Annotated in this window: 15 protein-coding genes and 1 tRNA gene; 3 read left to right on the top strand and 13 right to left on the bottom strand. The window is 67.3% G+C overall.

Annotated features, from left to right (window positions below; translation table 11 throughout):
* The first annotated feature begins 35 nt into the window (after positions 1 to 35).
* The gene (locus B2J86_RS03535; RefSeq protein WP_169633966.1) at positions 36 to 932 is read left to right on the top strand and encodes a MaoC family dehydratase N-terminal domain-containing protein; all 897 of its coding nucleotides are present in this window, start codon (positions 36 to 38) and stop codon (positions 930 to 932) included.
* Between the two features lie 163 nt (positions 933 to 1,095).
* Here B2J86_RS03535 and B2J86_RS03530 read toward each other — a convergent pair whose 3' ends face one another.
* From B2J86_RS03530 to B2J86_RS03505, 6 genes are all read right to left on the bottom strand, one after another.
* On the bottom strand, positions 1,096 to 2,526 hold the full coding sequence (locus B2J86_RS03530) for an amidase (protein WP_318294042.1): 1,431 nt from the start codon (positions 2,524 to 2,526) through the stop codon (positions 1,096 to 1,098).
* A complete protein-coding gene (locus tag B2J86_RS03525; RefSeq protein ID WP_169167685.1) occupies positions 2,517 to 4,007 on the bottom strand; it encodes an ABC transporter substrate-binding protein in 1,491 nt (496 codons plus the stop codon). Before B2J86_RS03525 ends, B2J86_RS03530 begins: the two co-directional genes overlap by 10 nt.
* A gap of 91 nt (positions 4,008 to 4,098) precedes the next feature.
* Positions 4,099 to 4,998, bottom strand: a complete 900-nt coding sequence (locus B2J86_RS03520) for an ATP-binding cassette domain-containing protein (protein WP_169633967.1) — start codon at positions 4,996 to 4,998, stop codon at positions 4,099 to 4,101.
* Positions 4,995 to 5,990 carry an ABC transporter ATP-binding protein gene (locus B2J86_RS03515; protein WP_169167683.1) on the bottom strand — a complete coding sequence of 332 codons (996 nt, stop codon included), beginning with the start codon at positions 5,988 to 5,990 and terminating at the stop codon, positions 4,995 to 4,997. The genes B2J86_RS03520 and B2J86_RS03515 overlap by 4 nt, the downstream gene beginning before the upstream one ends.
* A gap of 10 nt (positions 5,991 to 6,000) precedes the next feature.
* The gene (locus B2J86_RS03510; protein ID WP_169167682.1) at positions 6,001 to 6,885 is read right to left on the bottom strand and encodes an ABC transporter permease; all 885 of its coding nucleotides are present in this window, start codon (positions 6,883 to 6,885) and stop codon (positions 6,001 to 6,003) included.
* A complete protein-coding gene (locus tag B2J86_RS03505; protein WP_173024736.1) occupies positions 6,882 to 7,844 on the bottom strand; it encodes an ABC transporter permease in 963 nt (320 codons plus the stop codon). Before B2J86_RS03505 ends, B2J86_RS03510 begins: the two co-directional genes overlap by 4 nt.
* A gap of 190 nt (positions 7,845 to 8,034) precedes the next feature.
* Between B2J86_RS03505 and B2J86_RS03500 the strand changes: the two genes are divergently transcribed.
* Entirely contained in the window at positions 8,035 to 8,295 is a 261-nt protein-coding gene (locus B2J86_RS03500) for a YfhL family 4Fe-4S dicluster ferredoxin (protein ID WP_169167680.1), read from the top strand.
* Between the two features lie 76 nt (positions 8,296 to 8,371).
* Here the strand turns inward: B2J86_RS03500 and pth are convergent, their stop codons facing one another.
* From pth to B2J86_RS03465, 7 genes are all read right to left on the bottom strand, one after another.
* The gene (gene pth, locus B2J86_RS03495; protein WP_169167679.1) at positions 8,372 to 8,980 is read right to left on the bottom strand and encodes an aminoacyl-tRNA hydrolase; all 609 of its coding nucleotides are present in this window, start codon (positions 8,978 to 8,980) and stop codon (positions 8,372 to 8,374) included.
* A gap of 95 nt (positions 8,981 to 9,075) precedes the next feature.
* Positions 9,076 to 9,702, bottom strand: a complete 627-nt coding sequence (locus B2J86_RS03490; protein ID WP_173024735.1) for a 50S ribosomal protein L25/general stress protein Ctc — start codon at positions 9,700 to 9,702, stop codon at positions 9,076 to 9,078.
* A 93-nt stretch (positions 9,703 to 9,795) separates the two neighbouring features.
* Positions 9,796 to 10,770: a ribose-phosphate pyrophosphokinase gene (locus B2J86_RS03485; RefSeq protein WP_169167677.1), complete on the bottom strand. Its 975-nt coding sequence runs from the start codon at positions 10,768 to 10,770 to the stop codon at positions 9,796 to 9,798.
* Between the two features lie 46 nt (positions 10,771 to 10,816).
* Positions 10,817 to 10,893: transfer RNA gene (locus B2J86_RS03480), tRNA-Gln, on the bottom strand.
* A 43-nt stretch (positions 10,894 to 10,936) separates the two neighbouring features.
* The gene (gene ispE, locus B2J86_RS03475; RefSeq protein WP_173024734.1) at positions 10,937 to 11,782 is read right to left on the bottom strand and encodes a 4-(cytidine 5'-diphospho)-2-C-methyl-D-erythritol kinase; all 846 of its coding nucleotides are present in this window, start codon (positions 11,780 to 11,782) and stop codon (positions 10,937 to 10,939) included.
* Positions 11,783 to 11,791: 9 nt separating this feature from the next.
* Complete coding sequence (locus B2J86_RS03470; RefSeq protein ID WP_173024733.1) at positions 11,792 to 12,331, bottom strand: lipoprotein insertase outer membrane protein LolB; 540 nt, start codon at positions 12,329 to 12,331, stop codon at positions 11,792 to 11,794.
* Entirely contained in the window at positions 12,331 to 14,124 is a 1,794-nt protein-coding gene (locus tag B2J86_RS03465; RefSeq protein ID WP_173024732.1) for a tetratricopeptide repeat protein, read from the bottom strand. Before B2J86_RS03465 ends, B2J86_RS03470 begins: the two co-directional genes overlap by 1 nt.
* Before the next feature lie 31 nt (positions 14,125 to 14,155).
* On the opposite strand from B2J86_RS03465, the gene mutM reads away from it, so the two are divergent.
* Complete coding sequence (gene mutM, locus B2J86_RS03460; RefSeq protein ID WP_173024731.1) at positions 14,156 to 14,971, top strand: bifunctional DNA-formamidopyrimidine glycosylase/DNA-(apurinic or apyrimidinic site) lyase; 816 nt, start codon at positions 14,156 to 14,158, stop codon at positions 14,969 to 14,971.
* The last annotated feature ends 81 nt before the right edge of the window (positions 14,972 to 15,052 follow it).

Raw genomic sequence — 15,052 nt, 5'->3', positions numbered from 1 at the left:
CGCGCGCCCCCGAGTGCGGCGACCATGATGCTCCCATGGACCATTCTCTCGACCCTGCGGCACGCACCCTGGACAGCGCCTCGCTGGCGCACCTGAAAACCTGGGTCGGCACCACCGAAACGCTGGACGACACCGTCACCGCCGCCCCCGTGCAAGCCCTCAGCGCGACCTTGGACCGCGACGATCCGCCTCCCCGGACCGGCACGCCGCTGCCGCCGCTGTGGCACTGGCTGTATTTCTTGCCACACCCGCGCCAGAGCGCGCTGGGCCCGGACGGCCACGCCCGGCGCGGCGGCTTCCTGCCGCCGGTGCCGCTGCCGCGCCGCATGTGGGCCGGGGGCCGCCTGCAGTGGCAGCCGGGCAACCCCCTGGTGGTGGGCGATGCCGTGCGGCGCACCTCGCGCATCGCCTCGGTCACGCACAGGGCGGGGCGCACGGGCGACCTGCTGTTCGTGCAGGTGCAGCACGCAGTGCACAACGCGCGGGGCCTGGCACTCACGGAGGAGCACGACATCGTCTACCGCGCGGCCGCGCGGGCCGATGACCCGGCGCCACCTCCCATGCCGGCCGATCAAGGCGCCGCCTGGCAGCGCGACATCGTGCCCGACGATGTGCTGCTGTTCCGCTATTCGGCGCTGACCTTCAACGGCCACCGCATCCACTACGACCGCCGCTATGTGACCGAGGTCGAAGGCTATCCCGGCCTCGTCGTGCACGGCCCGTTGATCGCCACGCTGCTGGTCGATCTGGTGCGCCGCCAGCGGCCGGGGGCACGGCTCAAAGGTTTCCGCTTCAAGGCCGTGCGGCCGGTGTTCGACCTGCACCCGTTCGGCCTCCATGGCGCGCCGTCGGCCGACGTACAGGAGGTGCGGCTGTGGGCCAGCGACCACGAAGGCGGGCTTGTCCTGCAGGCCACGGCCGAGCTGTGGTGAGCGGTCCGACCCTCGGAGGCGGGCGCGGGCCTGGGATGGGCCGGGCCCTGGGTCGGCCAGGAACAGAACCACCGGCGCAGCGGCAACGCCGGCGCCTGCGGCGCGGTGGCGCATTGAGAAGCCCTGCCGGCACCGTGCGCCAGGGCGCCCGGGCGGCCGCCGCTCAGGCGCTGGCCGGCGGCTGCGGCCAGGGCCGCTGGGGGTCGCGGATCAGCTCGAACGCTCGCGCCACGCGCAGCACGCCGAGGTCGTCAAAGCGCGCCCCGGCGATCTGCAGGCCGATCGGCAGGCCGCCGGCGGTGTAGCCGCAGTTGACCGAGGCGGCCGGCTGCTCCGACATGTTGAACGGCACCGTGAAGCCGATGTGCTCCAGCGGGCGCAGCGGGTCGTTGGTGGGCGATGGCAGTTCGGCCGGGAAGGCCGCCATCGGGGCCACGGGCGAGACCACGTAGTCGAAGGCGCTGCAGGCCTGGACGGTGGCGACGCGCACGAGGTGGAACTGCTGGCTCGCGCGGTACACCTCGGCACCGGTCATGGTGGCCGCGCTGTCGGCCCACGCGCGGATGTAGGGCAGCACCCGGGCCTTGCGCGCGGGCGCCAGGCTGGCCATGTCCAGGTGCGAGCGCATGCGCCAGAAATGGTCCATGCCGTCGAGCATGGCCTGCGTCATGAACGGCTGCATGGGCACGACGGAGGCGCCTGCGCGCTCCAGCAGGCGCGCGGCGTGCTCGACGGCGGCGCGCACCTCGGGCTCCAGGGCCAGGCCGCAGCCCGCTTCGAGCAGCAGCCCGATGCGCAGGCCGCGCAGGTGCCCCGCGCCGTGGTCGAAATCGGCCCAGGCAATGTCTTGCGCGGGCAGGCTCATGCTGTCGCGCGCGTCGCTTTGGCTCAGCACCTGCATCATGAGCGCGGCGTCGGCGACGCTGCGGGTCATCGGGCCGGCGGCGCGGCCGGTGTAGGGTGGGTCGATGGGAATGCGCCCCAGGCTGGGCTTGAGGCTGAAGATGCCGCACCAGCTCGCCGGCAGGCGCAGCGAGCCGCCGATGTCGGTGCCCACGTGCAGCGGGCCGTAGCCCGCAGCGGCGGCGGCGCCCGCGCCGGCGCTGGAGCCGCCCGGTCCCTTGGACAGGTCCCAGGGGTTGCGCGCCAGCGCATGGAAGCTCGACAGCCCCGACGAAAGCATGCCGTAGTCGGGCATGGTGGTCTTGGCCACGAGCACGGCACCGGCCTCGCGCAGGCGGGCGGCCGGCGGGGCGTCGGCACTGGCGGGCACCAGGTCGGCGGCCGCGGTGCCCAGCGGCGTCGGATCGCCGCGCGTGGCGATGTTGTCCTTGAGGGTGGCCGGCACGCCATCGAGCAGGCCCTGGGGCGCGCCGCGCTGCCAGCGGGCCTCGGAGGCGCGTGCCTGGGCCAGCGCGGCCTCGGGGCGCAGCAGCCAGGTGGCGTGCAGGTGCGGCTCCCAGCGTTCGATGTGGTCGAGCACGGCCCGCGTCACCTCCACGGGCGAGAGCGTGCGCGCGCGGTAGGCGGCGAGCAGGGCGTGGGCGGGCAGCGCATGTAGCGCGCCGCCGGTGGCGGGGGCGCTCAGGTCCACGACAGCGCCGAGAGGTCGTTGACGAACACGGGCATGTCTTTCCACAGGCCCTTGAGGTTCTTGTGTGCCACCGTCACCCACTGCGGCTGGTACAGGAAGGCGTGCACGCAGTCCTGCGCCAGCAGGCGCTGCGCGTCGCCCAGGAGGCGGGCGCGGTCGGCCGGGCGTGCCGAGGTCTGGATCTTTTCGTAGAGCTCGTTGAACTGGGGCGACTGGTAGCCCCAGTAGTAGTCGGGCTTGGCGAAGTTGCCCAGGTCGAAGGGCTCGACGTGCGAAATCAGCGTCAGGTCGTAGTTCTTGGCGCCATAGGTGCCGCTGAGCCACTGCGCCCACTCCACGTTCTGCAGCTTGGCGACGATGCCGATCTTGGCCAGCTGCGCCGCGATCACCTCGCCGCCCTGGCGCGCGTAGGGCGCGGGCGGCAGCGTCATGGTGAGTTCGAGCGGCGTTTTGATGCCGGCCTCGGCCAGCAGCTTCTTGGCCTTCTCCACGTCGTAGGGGTTGATGCCCGTGGTGTCCACGTAGCCGAAGGCGCCGGGCACATAGTGGCTGCCGATCGGGGCGCCATAGCCGTCGGCCCCGCCCTCGATCACGGCCTTGCGGTCGATGGCGGCCGCGATCGCGCGGCGCACGCGCACGTCGTTGAGGGGCTTCTTGGCATTGTTGATGGCCAGGATGGTCTTGGCGCGCGAGCCGCTCACCACCACCTGGAAGCGCGGGTTGGCCTTGAACTGCGCCACGCTGCGCGGCGTCACACGCGGGAAGGCGTCCACGTCGCCGGCCAGCAGCGCCGCCACCTGGGCGGCCGGGTCGGAGATGAAACGGAAGGTGGCGCGGCGGATGCGGATGGCGCCAGGGTTGCGGAACCCGTCCCAGCGGCCGAGCGTGATCGACGAGCCCTTGCTCCAGGCATCGAGCTTGTAGGGGCCGGTGCCCACGGGCTGGGTGGCGTTGGTGGCGGCGCTCTTGGGCTCGACGATGATGGCCGTGGCCTGGCCGAGCACGAACAGGAAGTCGGGGTCGATGTCCTTGTTGATGACCACCACCGTGTGCTCGTCCACCACCTGCGTGCTGAGGTTGGCGAAGTTGCGCTTGTCCTTGTTGGTGCTCTTGTCGCTGCCGGCGCGATCGAACGAGAACTTCACGGCGGCGGCGTTGAACGGCTCGCCGTTCTGGAATTTCACGCCCTTGCGCAGCCGGAAGGTGGTGGTCTTGAGGTCGGGCGAGACCTCCCAGCCCTCGGCCAGCAGCGGCGAGACGCTGCCGTCGGGGTTGATTTTGGTCAGCGTTTCAAAGACGTTGTAGTGGACGATCTCGGCGATCGACGAGGCCGCGCCCGCCGTCGGGTCCAGCCCTGGCGGCTCCAGGGTCAGGGCCAGGACCACGGTGTCCTTCTTGCTCTGGGCGAGGGCCGCTAGCGGCAGGGCCAGCGGGGCGGCAGCCAGGGCGCCTGTGGCAAGGACGGTGCGGCGGTTGAGCATGGACAAGATCTCCGAATGAATACGTGGCAAGCGAGAACGCTCGCTGGGCGGCCTCCCCGGGGCTGCGCAGCGAGCCAGGTAGCCTGTCTTTTTACACCATTGCGCGCAGCGCGCGCGCCGGCGCCGGCTGCATCGGGGGCACGGCCTCGAGCAGCGCGCGCGTGTACGGGTGGTTTGGCGCAGTGAACAGCGCGCCGGGCGCGCCCTGCTCGACGATGCGGCCCTGGTAGAGCACGGCCACCTCGTCGCACAGGTGGTTCACCACCGCCAGGTCGTGGCTGATGAGCAGGTAGGTGACGCCGAACTCCCGCTGCAGGTCCGCCATGAGGTTGAGCACCTGCGCCTGCACCGACACGTCGAGCGCGCTCACCGGTTCGTCGGCCACGATCAGGCGCGGGCGCGTGATGAGCGCGCGTGCAATCGCGATGCGCTGGCGCTGACCGCCAGAAAACTCATGCGGGTACTTGGCCAGGTCGCTGCGGCGCAGCCCCACCTGGTCGAGCACGGCGGCGGCCTGCGCCTGCTGCGCGGCGCGGCCCGCCTGCCCCTGGGCCTGCAGCGGCTCGGTGACGATGCGCTCGACGGTCTGGCGCGGATCGAGCGATCCGTACGGGTCCTGGAACACCATCTGGAAGTCGCGCCGCGCACGGCGCAGCTCGGCCTGCGGCAGCGTGTGCAGGTTGCGCCCGAGCAGCTCGACCGTGCCCGAGGTGGGCGTGTCCAGCGCCATCACCAGGCGCGCCAGCGTCGACTTGCCCGAGCCCGACTCGCCGACGATGCCCAGGCTGCGCCCGGCCGTGATGCGGAAGCCCACGCCGTTGAGTGCCTGCACTTTGGGCGGCGGCGCAAACAGCCGCTCGCGCGGCAGGGCGTAGTGGCGCACCAGGTCGGTGACCTGCAGCAGCGGCGGGTTCCGAGGGTCAAATGAGGCTCCAGCGCTTGCCCCGCCTGGGCTGGCAGCTATCAAATCGGTAGTTGCTGCGAGATTCATGCGGTGGCCTCCTGCGCGGCCGCCACCGCATCGAGCCGGATGCAGCGCACGACATGCCCGTTCGCCAGCAGCGTCGGCGGCGGCACGGTGGTGTGGCAGGCGCCGATGGTGAATGCGCAGCGTCCGGCGAACGGACAGCCGGCGGGCAGCTCCACCAGCTCGGGCACGGTGCCGGCGATGGTGGCCAGGCGCTTGCCGGGCTGGCGCACAGCCGCCAGGCGCGGGCGCGCGGCGAACAGGCCACGCGTATAGGGGTGCGCCATGGCGGCAAACACCTCTGCCGTGGGGCCGCTCTCGACCACGCTGCCGCCGTACATCACGAGCATGCGGCGCACGTTCTGCGCGATCACGCCGAGGTCGTGCGAGATCAGGATCAGCGCCATCTGGCGCTCGGCGACCAGCTCGGCGATCAGGTCGAGGATCTGCCGCTGGACGGTCACGTCCAGCGCCGTGGTCGGCTCGTCGGCGATCAGCAGGTCGGGCCCGCAGGCCAGCGCCATGGCGATGGTGATGCGCTGGCGCTGGCCGCCCGAGAACTGGTGCGGGTACGCGTCGATGCGCCGCGCGGCGTCGGGAATGCCCACGCGGTCCAGCAAGGCGATGGCCTCCTGGCGCGCCGCGCGCGCGCCCAGGCCGCGGTGCAGGCGCAGCGGCTCGGCCACCTGGTGGCCGATGCGGTGCACCGGGTTGAGCGCCGCCATGGGTTCCTGGAACACCATGCCGATGCGGTTGCCGCGGACCTGGCACAGCGCGGTGTCGCCCTGGCCCACGAGCTCCTGGCCGTGCAGGCGGATGCTGCCGCGCACCACGGCACGGTCGGGCAGCAGGCCCAGCAGCGCCAGGGCGGTCATCGACTTGCCGCAGCCCGACTCGCCCACCAGGCCCAGCGTGTCGCCGCGCTCGAGCGTGAAGCCGACGCCGCGCACGGCCTCGGCCGGGCCGCGGGGCGTTTGCAGCTGCACGTGCAGGTCGGAGACTTCGAGCAAGGCCATGGTTTCGGGTTCAGCGTTGGCGCGCGAGGCGCGGGTCCAGCAGGTCGCGCAGCCCATCGCCCAGCAGGTTCAGCCCGAGCACGGCCAGCGCGATGGCCACGCCGGGCCACACGGCCAGCAGCGGCGCCTGGAACATGAGGGTCTGCGCCTCGGCGAGCATGCGGCCCCACGAGGGCTGGGGCGGCTGCGTGCCCAGGCCGAGGTACGACAGCGCGGCCTCGGCCAGGATGGCGATGGCGAACTGGATGGTCGCCTGCACGATCAGCACCGAGGCGATGTTGGGTAGCACATGCTCGAGCGTGATGCGCCAGCGGCCCTTGCCGCAGGCGCGCGCGGCCAGGATGAATTCGCGCGACCAGACGGCGTTGGCCGAGGCGCGCGTGACGCGCGCGAAGGTCGGGATGTTGAAGATGCCGATGGCGACGATGGCGTTGACGATGCCGGCGCCAAACACCGCCGTCAGCATGATGGCCGAGAGGATCGCCGGGAAGGCGAAGGTGAAGTCGGCCAGGCGCATCACCAGCTCCTCGACCCAGCCGCGCCGCGCCGCCGCCAGCAGCCCCAGCGCCGTGCCGACCGACAGGCCGATGCCGACGGCGATCAGGCCGACCAGAATCGAATTGCGCGCACCCACGAGCAGCAGCGAGGCCACGTCGCGGCCGAACGCATCCGTGCCCAGCCAGTGCTGCGCCGTCGGCGCCTGCAGCTTGCCGGGCAGGTCCATCTCGTAGGGCGACCAGGGCGTCCAGACGAAGGACAGGCCGGCCGCGGCCAGCAGCAGCAGCACCAGCAGCGCGCCCAGCGCGAAGCTGGGGTGGCGCAGCGCGCGCTGCCAGCCGCGCGCGGGCCGTGCGGCGGCAGGCGGGGAGGGGGGGAAGGCGGAAGAGGGGTTCATATGTCGCTCGCCTGCACGCGCGGGTCGATCGCGGCATAGAGGAGGTCGACCACGAAGTTGACCGCGACCACCATGGCCGCCAGCAGCATCACGCAGTTGCGCACCACGACCAGGTCGCGGTTGGCGATGGACTGGAAGATCAGGCGCCCGAGGCCCGGCAGGTAGAAGACGTTCTCGACCACGATGGTGCCTGCCAGCAGATTCGCGAACTGCAGGCCCATCACCGTGATGACCGGAATCATGGCGTTGCGCAGCACATGGCCCCACAGCGTCGCGCGCCGCGACAGGCCCTTGGCGCGCGCGGTGCGCACGAAATCCTCGCGCAGCACTTCGAGCACCGCCGAGCGCGTGATGCGCGCCAGGATGGCGGCCTGCACCACGGCCAGCGCAATGGCCGGCAGCAGCAAGGCCTTGAGCGCCGGCACCAGGCCACCGCCGCTGTCCTCGGTCCAGCCCGGAAATCCGCCGGCCGAGAACCACTGCAGCCGCACCGAAAACAGCAGGATCAGCAGGATGGCGAACCAGAAGTTGGGAATGGCGATGCCGATCTGCGCCAGGGTCATCACCCCCACGTCGCCCAGCCGGTTGTGCCGCGCGGCCGCATAGACGCCCGCGGCCAGGGCCAGCACGGTGGTGATCGCCATCGCCAGCAGGGCCAGCGGCACGGTCAACGCCAGGCGCTCGAGCACCAGGTCCAGCACGGGCGAGCCGTAGGCGTGGCTGTTACCCAGGTCGCCGGTGAGCAGGCCGCCCAGCCAGTGGCCATAGCGCTGCCAGGCCGGCTGGTCGAGCCCCAGCTGCGCGGCCAGGGCGGCGACGGCTTCGGGCGCCGCGTCGGGGCCCATCAGCACCTGCGCGGCGTTGCCCGGAAGGACCTCCAGCACCAGGAACACCACGGCGGAGGTGCCGAGCAGCGTGGCGAGGAAGGTGGCGAAGCGTTTGAGGAGGAAAAGACTCATGCAGGGAAAGCGGGGTCTGGCGAGGCGGCAGCGCAGGGCGAGGGTGGCGCCCGCAGCATAGCGGCAAATCTCCCCACCGCGGCGGTGGACTCCGGGGGGCGGTGGGGCGAAGCGGGATAATGGCGCATTGGTCCGCAGGCGTGCGCCAAAGCTTCTGCCGCACGCCGCGCCACCCCCACCGGAGTCTGCCATGGCCTTGATGATCACCGACGAATGCATCAATTGCGATGTTTGCGAACCCGAGTGCCCGAACCAGGCCATCTACCTGGGCCCGCAAATCTACGAGATCGATCCGCACAAGTGCACCGAGTGCGTCGGCCACTTTGACGAGCCGCAGTGCATGCAGGTCTGCCCCGTGTCCTGCATTCCCGTCGATCCGCAGCATGTGGAAAGCCGCGAAACGCTGTGGCAAAAATTCCACCGCCTGCAGGCGAGCGTGCAGATCGGCTAACCGTTTTCAGGTGATTTCAGGCTCTAGCCCTTACAGGACAAGCGCTGGAAGCTATAAAAAGTGAAGTCAGTAAGGATCACGCCACCGCGGGCCGGGGCGGCTTGGGCCGTGGCGGTTTGGTGGTGTGGATCTGCAGCGTCGCTTTGTCCATGTCGCCCGCCTGCAGCAGCGGCCAGGCCTTGAGCGAGTGGGCAATGCTGTCCTCAATCAGCGTGCGCTGTTCGGGCGACGGCTTCTTGAGCACCCAGTTCGCCACGTCGGCGCGGTCACCGGGGTGGCCGATGCCGATTCGCAGGCGCCAGTAGTCGGGCGAGCCGAGCTGGGCGTGGATATCGCGCAGGCCGTTGTGCCCCGCGTGGCCACCGCCGCGCTTGAGCTTGGCCTGGCCGGGCACCATGTCGAGCTCGTCGTGCACCACCAGGATCTCGTCGGGTGGGATCTTGAAAAAACGCGCCAGGGCGGCCACCGACTTGCCCGACAGGTTCATGAAGGTCTGCGGCTGCAGCAGCCACACGCTCTGCCCCTGCACGGCGGTGCGCGCGGCCAGTCCCCAGTAGCTGCGCTCGGGCTGCAGGGTGAGCTTGAGTTCGCGCGCCAGCGCGTCTATCCACCAGAAGCCCGCGTTGTGGCGCGTGGCTTCGTACTCGGGCCCGGGATTGCCCAGGCCCACAAACAATTTGATCATGCGGGCGATTATCCGTGGCACCAAAAGAAACGGCCCACACTGGGTGGGCCGTTGTCGGGCAAGGCCGCCGCGGCGCGGCGGCACGGCAGGAAGAATTACTTCTTCTTGCCCTTGCCCTTGGCCTCGGCGACGGGCGCCACTGCGGCCGCTTCGACGATAACCAGTGGAGGCACCACGGACACCAGCGTCGGGTTGTTCTGGCTGCCGCGCGTGACAGCGCTGACGCCACGGGGGAACTTCACGTCCTTGAGGTGCACTGCCATGCCCTTCTTCAGGCCGCTCAGGTCGACGGTGATGAACTCGGGCAGGTCCGAGGGCATGCACGTCACGTCGAGTTCGTTCACGACCGTGTTGATCGTGCAGTTTTCGGTCTTGACCGCGACGGACTCTTCCGCGCCAACGTAGTGCACGGGCACCTTCATGTGCAGCTTGGTCTTGGCGTCCACGCGTTGGAAGTCCACGTGCAGCACCAGCTGCTTGTAGGGGTGGTATTGCACGTCGCGCAGCAGAACCTTGCTGGTCTGGCCGGCCACTTCCATGTCGAGCACGCTGGAATGGAAGGCTTCCTTCTTCAGGGCGTGCCACAGGGCGTTGTGGTCCACTTCAATGGCTTGGGGTTCTGCCGAACCACCATAGACGATACCGGGCGTGCGGCCCGAATTGCGCAGACGGCGGCTCGCACCCGTACCTTGCTTGGCGCGCTCAAAAGCGACGAAGTTCATAAAAATTCTCCATGAGAAGTGCACCGCGACCAGTGTCACTTTCGGTTGTCAAAAGGGCCTCCGATGCTGGAGGCCGCACTTTTTTGTTCCGACCTAGAAAAGATTTTCCTGGTCTGAGAACAAACTCATCACCGAGTCCCCGCGGGCTATGCGCTGGATCGTTTCGGCGATCAATGGCGCGACGGAGAGCTGGCGGATCTTGGCGCAGCCGCGTGCGGCGTCGCTCAAGGGGATGGTGTTGGTCACCACGACTTCGTCGAGCGAGCTGCCTTTAGCAATGCGCTCGATGGCCGGGCCCGAAAAGATCGGGTGGGTGCAGTATGCGTAGACCTTCTTGGCGCCGCGCTCCTTGAGGACCTCGGCCGCCTTCACGAGCGTGCCCGCGGTGTCGATCATGTCGTCCATGATCACGCAGTTGCGGCCGTCGATCTCGCCGATCACGTGCATCACTTCGGAGACGTTGGCCTTGGGCCGGCGCTTGTCGATGATGGCCAGGTCGCAGCCCAGCTGCTTGGCCAGCGCCCGGGCGCGCACCACACCGCCCACGTCGGGCGAGACCACGATCAGGTCTTCGTAGTTCTTCTGGCGCAGGTCGCCCAGCAGCACCGGCGAGGCGTAGATGTTGTCGACCGGAATGTCGAAGAAGCCCTGGATCTGGTCGGCATGCAGGTCCATGGTCAACACGCGGGCCACGCCCACGGCCTGCAGCATGTTGGCCACCACCTTGGCGGTGATGGGCACGCGCGTCGAGCGGGGGCGGCGGTCTTGCCGCGCATAGCCGAAATAGGGGATGACGGCGCTGATGCGTTCGGCCGAAGCGCGCTTGAGCGCATCGACCATGATCAGCAATTCCATCAGGTTTTCATTGGTCGGTGCGCAGGTGGACTGGACCACGAAAACGTCGCGGGCGCGAACGTTCTGGTTGATTTCCACGGTGACTTCGCCGTCGGAGAAGCGGCCGACATGTGCAGCTCCGAGCGAAATTCCGAGGTGCTGCGCGATTTCCGAGGCCATGCCAGGATTGGCATTGCCAGTGAAAACCATGAAGTCAGGGTGATTGGCTTGCATGAGCGTCTCAGCGATTTGAATTGAATGCCTGTACGCGACAAGAATTTGGCAGGGGAGAAAGGATTCGAACCTTTGCATGCTGGAATCAAAATCCAGTGCCTTAACCAGCTTGGCGACTCCCCTACACAGGTCAATTGCCGAATGGCAATCAACCTAAAACTTTATCCTATGCCCACCCTGCCAGAGGGTGAGACATCAGGTTTTCACATGCTTTGACTTGCCATCCGCGCGGTGCGTCTGGCAGGTCCATCGCCTGTGGAATTTGCGCAAACACCGCACTTCCCGAGCCTGTCATTCTGGCATTCAACCCCTGGGTCGCAAGCCACTGTAGGGCTTGGGTGACTTCGGGGCAGAGTGCCTGAGCAACGCTCTGTAAGTCGTTACGACCAAAGTCGTAGTGTGCTGCAGCAAAGCCTGAGATTGTAGCACTGTCTGAATCGCGTTTGAGGAAGGGAGATGAAAAAATTTCTTTCGTATCCAATCCTGCTTCGGGTTTGACGACCACAAAGCGCGCTTTCGGAAGGCGGTGCGCGTTCTCAAGCGGCGCTATTGTCTCACCAATTCCTTCGACCCAGGCGTTTCCGCCGCATAAAAAAAAGGGCACGTCCGCACCCAGCCCCAGGCCGATCTGCCGCAGCGCGGGCAAGTCGAGGTGCAGGTCCCACAGCCGGTTGAGTGCCAGCAGCGCAGATGCGGCGTCCGACGAGCCGCCGCCCATGCCGGCCTGCGCTGGAATGCGCTTGTGCACGCTGATGTGCGCGCCGTGTTGGCAACCTGTTGCAGCTTGCAGCGCGCGTGCCGCGCGCAGCGTCAGGTCGTCCGCGGGCAGGGGCACGGAAATATCTTCCCGGCTCAGCCGCGCATGCGCGCGGCGCTCGAAATGCAGGGTGTCGCACCAGTCGATCAGCATGAAAACCGACTGCAGTAGGTGGTAGCCGTCCGGGCGGCGGCCCGTGACGTGCAGGAAAAGATTCAGCTTGGCGGGCGCCGGAACATCGTAAATCGCTTGCATGGCCGGAATTCAGCGCTCAAAGGTGACGCGCAGGGTGGCGCGTGGAGGGGGTTCATGGCGTACTGCCAGCAGCCGCCCCTGTTCGATCGTGCTCAAGTCGGCTTGCCATCCGGGGGCCGTGGCTTGCATCCCTCCGAGCCAGCTGAACAGCGCACGCACGGGGATGACCGTGCCGGTGGCCTGCAGCAACAGTTCGTCCAATGACGCCGATTCGCGGGGCGGCCCGTTCGACTGCAGGCGTGCATGCCCTGGAGTCCACTCGAGTTGGGCCAGCACGCTGCCCAAGGGGCTCAGCAGGGTCAGAGCGCCATGCGTGGCATCGCCTTCGAGTTCGAATGCAGCGGCAAACGATTGCGAGGACTGGTCTTCCAGGGCAAGGGCCAGCCGGCCACTCCAGTGGCTTCTCTGCGCCAAGGCGCCACCCGGTGCGGTTGGGCGCTGTGCGCAGCCGGCCATCAGGCACAGCACCATCGCAGCCCAGAAAATCCGGTGGAGGGCCGGACGGCAGAAGTTGGCAAGATGCGGAAAAGGACAGAACAAAGCGTGCATCACAGCCCAGCGCCCAGGCGCTTGAGGGTTTCACGCAGTGTGTCGTTGTCGGCGTTGAGCTGCTGGCCCTGCTTCCAGATCGAACGTGCCTGCTCTTTGTCGCCCAGGCTCCACAAGACTTCGCCAAGATGGGCGGCAATTTCTGCATCGGGGCGACTCTTGAAAGCCAGGTTCAGCAACCGGGCGGCCTCGGTGCGGTTTCCAAGGCGGAATTCCACCCAGCCCAGGCTGTCCGTAATGAAAGGATCTTGGGGTGCAAATTCCAACGCTTTCTGGATCAGCTCCTTGGCTTCTTCGAGCCGGATTCCGCGCTCGGCCAACGAGTAACCCAGCGCGTTGTAGGCGTGGTGGTAATCGGGCTGGCGGGCCATCAGCTGGCGCAGCAGGCGCTCCATGGCTTCTGGTTGGCCGGCTTTGTCCGCCAGCATGGCATGGTCGTAGAGCAGTTCGTTGTCGTCAGGAAACTGTGCAACCGCTTTGCCTTGCAAGGCATAGGCTTCGCGGTATTGGCCGGCGTCTCGCAGCAACTGCACTTCGGCCAGCAGTTTCATGCGTTCGTCGTCAGGCCCGGCGACGGGCAGGCTTTGAAGGAGCGCCCGGGCCTGGGCCAGTTTGCCTTGGCGTCCCAGCAGAAAAGCGCGCTGACTCTGCGCGCTGAACATATCCTGTGGACTGTCGATGCGGTTGAGCCAGGCGTCTGCCGCTTCGTAGTCACCGCGCCGCTCAGCAATCTGCGCATGCAGCAAATAGGCCTGGGACAAACCGGCGCGGCGTGCGTCGCCCTCGGGGACTGCCTGGGCCAGGGCTTCAAACTGCTCCAAGGATTTTTGTGCCTGCGCCAGTTGCTTCAGCTGGAACTGCAGCGCAGCCTGCATGAGCCAAGCTTCGGCAAAGTCTGGCTTCTCGCTTGTCGCTGCCTGCAATTGCTGGAGAGAGTCTTCGTTGCGTTGCTGGTTGACCAGTACGCGTGCGTAAGCCGCACGCAGAGCGGGCGAAGGCTTGCCGGCAAAGTAGCGCGCTGCGACAGCATCGGCTTGCGCAGTGCGTGCGTCCAAAAGCTCCAGCGCCAGGAGCGCCGGGCCGTCGCTGATGGGGTCAAGCTGCTGCGCGCGTTGCGCCGCATCGAGTGCGCCCGCTTTGTCGTTCGCCAGCAAGCGCATGCGTCCCACAGCGGTCCAGGCTGCAGCTCCCGTGGTGGGGCTGGCCAGATCTTCCGCGAGCGCCTGTTCCACCACGGCGGCAGCGAGTGTCTTGTCGCTGACACGGCGGTATATTTGTGGCAGTGCCTGAAAGCTGGCAGCCTTGGCTTGCACCGCGGTTTGCGCCAGTTCCTGCTTCAGAGGGCCGGCACTGTCGGCAACTCGGTTGAGAGCAACCAGAATCTGCAGCACATACCGGTTGGCATCGCGCGATTGCGGCCGAGCCTCCTTCCAGGCATTGGCAGCCTGCAATGCGGCATCGCCAGAACGCGCTTGCAAGGCAATATCGGCCGCCCGCCTGTAGAGTTTTTCGTCGTTGCTGCGGCGGGCTGCTTCCAGCATGAGGGCGTAGCCAGATCCAGGGTCGCCAGACTGGATTGTCATCTCGCCCAGCAGCACTTCGTAGAAAAGTTCGGCATCGAGGGCTGCGTTGGACTCTGTTTCAGCGGTTTTGGCGGCCGTGGCGCCGCGCTGGGCGTTGCCTTTGGCGGCAACGGGTTGCGCCACCACTGCCATTGTTCCGGTCAACAGAGCGGCGGCCAAGGCGGCCATCAGAAGGCGATGTGTATGGACCATCAAGCCATAATAATCCATGCATATGCCCCTTGTTTTGAAGTGATTGTTGATGCCTGAACTGCCAGAAGTGGAAGTGACACGCCGCAGTTTTGCCGCCGCCATCGCGGGGGGGCGAATCCTCTCGGTCGAGACGGGAAAGCCGCTGCGCTGGCCCCTGGGAATTGACGCCCAGCGGTTGCAGGGACGCCGGGTGATGGGCGTGCGCAGGCGAGGCAAGTATTTGCTTCTGGACCTTGACGAGGGCATGCTGTTGCTCCATCTGGGCATGTCTGGCAGTCTCGGATTCGCCCAGACCTTGCCCGCGCGGGGCGTGCATGACCACTTTGAACTGTTCACCACGCATGGCGTGCTTCGATTGCACGATCCACGCAGGTTTGGCGCAGTGGTGTATGCCGGAAGCGAGCAGGATGCGGTGGTCATCAAACTGCTGAGTGGGCTGGGCATGGAGCCACTCTCGGATGGATTTTCGCTGGAACGTTTCAAGGCGGGTTTGAAAGCCGCTCGCGCTCCTGTCAAGCAGGTTTTGCTGGCAGGAAAGCTGGTAGTGGGCGTGGGCAATATCTATGCTTCCGAAGTGCTGTTCATGGCGGGAATTCGCCCGACGACCTCGGCAATGCACATTGGCCCGAAGAGAGCGCAAAGGTTGTACGACGCCATTCGGCAAGTCCTGCACGCCGCGGTGGACGCAGGGGGCAGTACCTTGCGAGATTTTTCCAGCGCCGATGGTCAGACGGGCCATTTCCAGTTGCAGGCGCGTGTCTATGCCCGTGAAGGAATGCCCTGTCATACTTGCACGACGCCCGTGCGCATGCTGCGCCAGGGACAGCGCAGCAGTTTCTATTGTCCGAAATGCCAGCGCGCATGAAAGGCCACCGCGTTGCGCCAGCCGCGGACGCATGGCGCCGAGACCACGGTGGTGTATTTTTAGGCAGTCGGTCCCTGGACC

This window comes from Acidovorax sp. SRB_14, from assembly GCF_012932145.1.
Lineage (GTDB): Bacteria > Pseudomonadota > Gammaproteobacteria > Burkholderiales > Burkholderiaceae_C > Simplicispira.
This window is presented reverse-complemented; position numbering and strand designations above follow the sequence as displayed.

Bases quoted from the DNA above. Each gene is read 5' to 3' on its own strand.
- B2J86_RS03535 (WP_169633966.1), top strand. From the start codon at position 36: ATGGACCATTCTCTCGACCCTGCGGCACGCACCCTGGACAGCGCCTCG.
- B2J86_RS03525 (WP_169167685.1), bottom strand. From the start codon at position 4,007: ATGCTCAACCGCCGCACCGTCCTTGCCACAGGCGCCCTGGCTGCCGCC.
- B2J86_RS03520 (WP_169633967.1), bottom strand. From the start codon at position 4,998: ATGAATCTCGCAGCAACTACCGATTTGATAGCTGCCAGCCCAGGCGGG.
- B2J86_RS03515 (WP_169167683.1), bottom strand. From the start codon at position 5,990: ATGGCCTTGCTCGAAGTCTCCGACCTGCACGTGCAGCTGCAAACGCCC.
- B2J86_RS03510 (WP_169167682.1), bottom strand. From the start codon at position 6,885: ATGAACCCCTCTTCCGCCTTCCCCCCCTCCCCGCCTGCCGCCGCACGG.
- B2J86_RS03505 (WP_173024736.1), bottom strand. From the start codon at position 7,844: ATGAGTCTTTTCCTCCTCAAACGCTTCGCCACCTTCCTCGCCACGCTG.
- B2J86_RS03500 (WP_169167680.1), top strand. From the start codon at position 8,035: ATGGCCTTGATGATCACCGACGAATGCATCAATTGCGATGTTTGCGAA.
- pth (WP_169167679.1), bottom strand. From the start codon at position 8,980: ATGATCAAATTGTTTGTGGGCCTGGGCAATCCCGGGCCCGAGTACGAA.
- B2J86_RS03490 (WP_173024735.1), bottom strand. From the start codon at position 9,702: ATGAACTTCGTCGCTTTTGAGCGCGCCAAGCAAGGTACGGGTGCGAGC.
- B2J86_RS03485 (WP_169167677.1), bottom strand. From the start codon at position 10,770: ATGCAAGCCAATCACCCTGACTTCATGGTTTTCACTGGCAATGCCAAT.
- ispE (WP_173024734.1), bottom strand. From the start codon at position 11,782: ATGCAAGCGATTTACGATGTTCCGGCGCCCGCCAAGCTGAATCTTTTC.
- B2J86_RS03470 (WP_173024733.1), bottom strand. From the start codon at position 12,331: ATGCACGCTTTGTTCTGTCCTTTTCCGCATCTTGCCAACTTCTGCCGT.
- B2J86_RS03465 (WP_173024732.1), bottom strand. From the start codon at position 14,124: ATGGATTATTATGGCTTGATGGTCCATACACATCGCCTTCTGATGGCC.
- mutM (WP_173024731.1), top strand. From the start codon at position 14,156: ATGCCTGAACTGCCAGAAGTGGAAGTGACACGCCGCAGTTTTGCCGCC.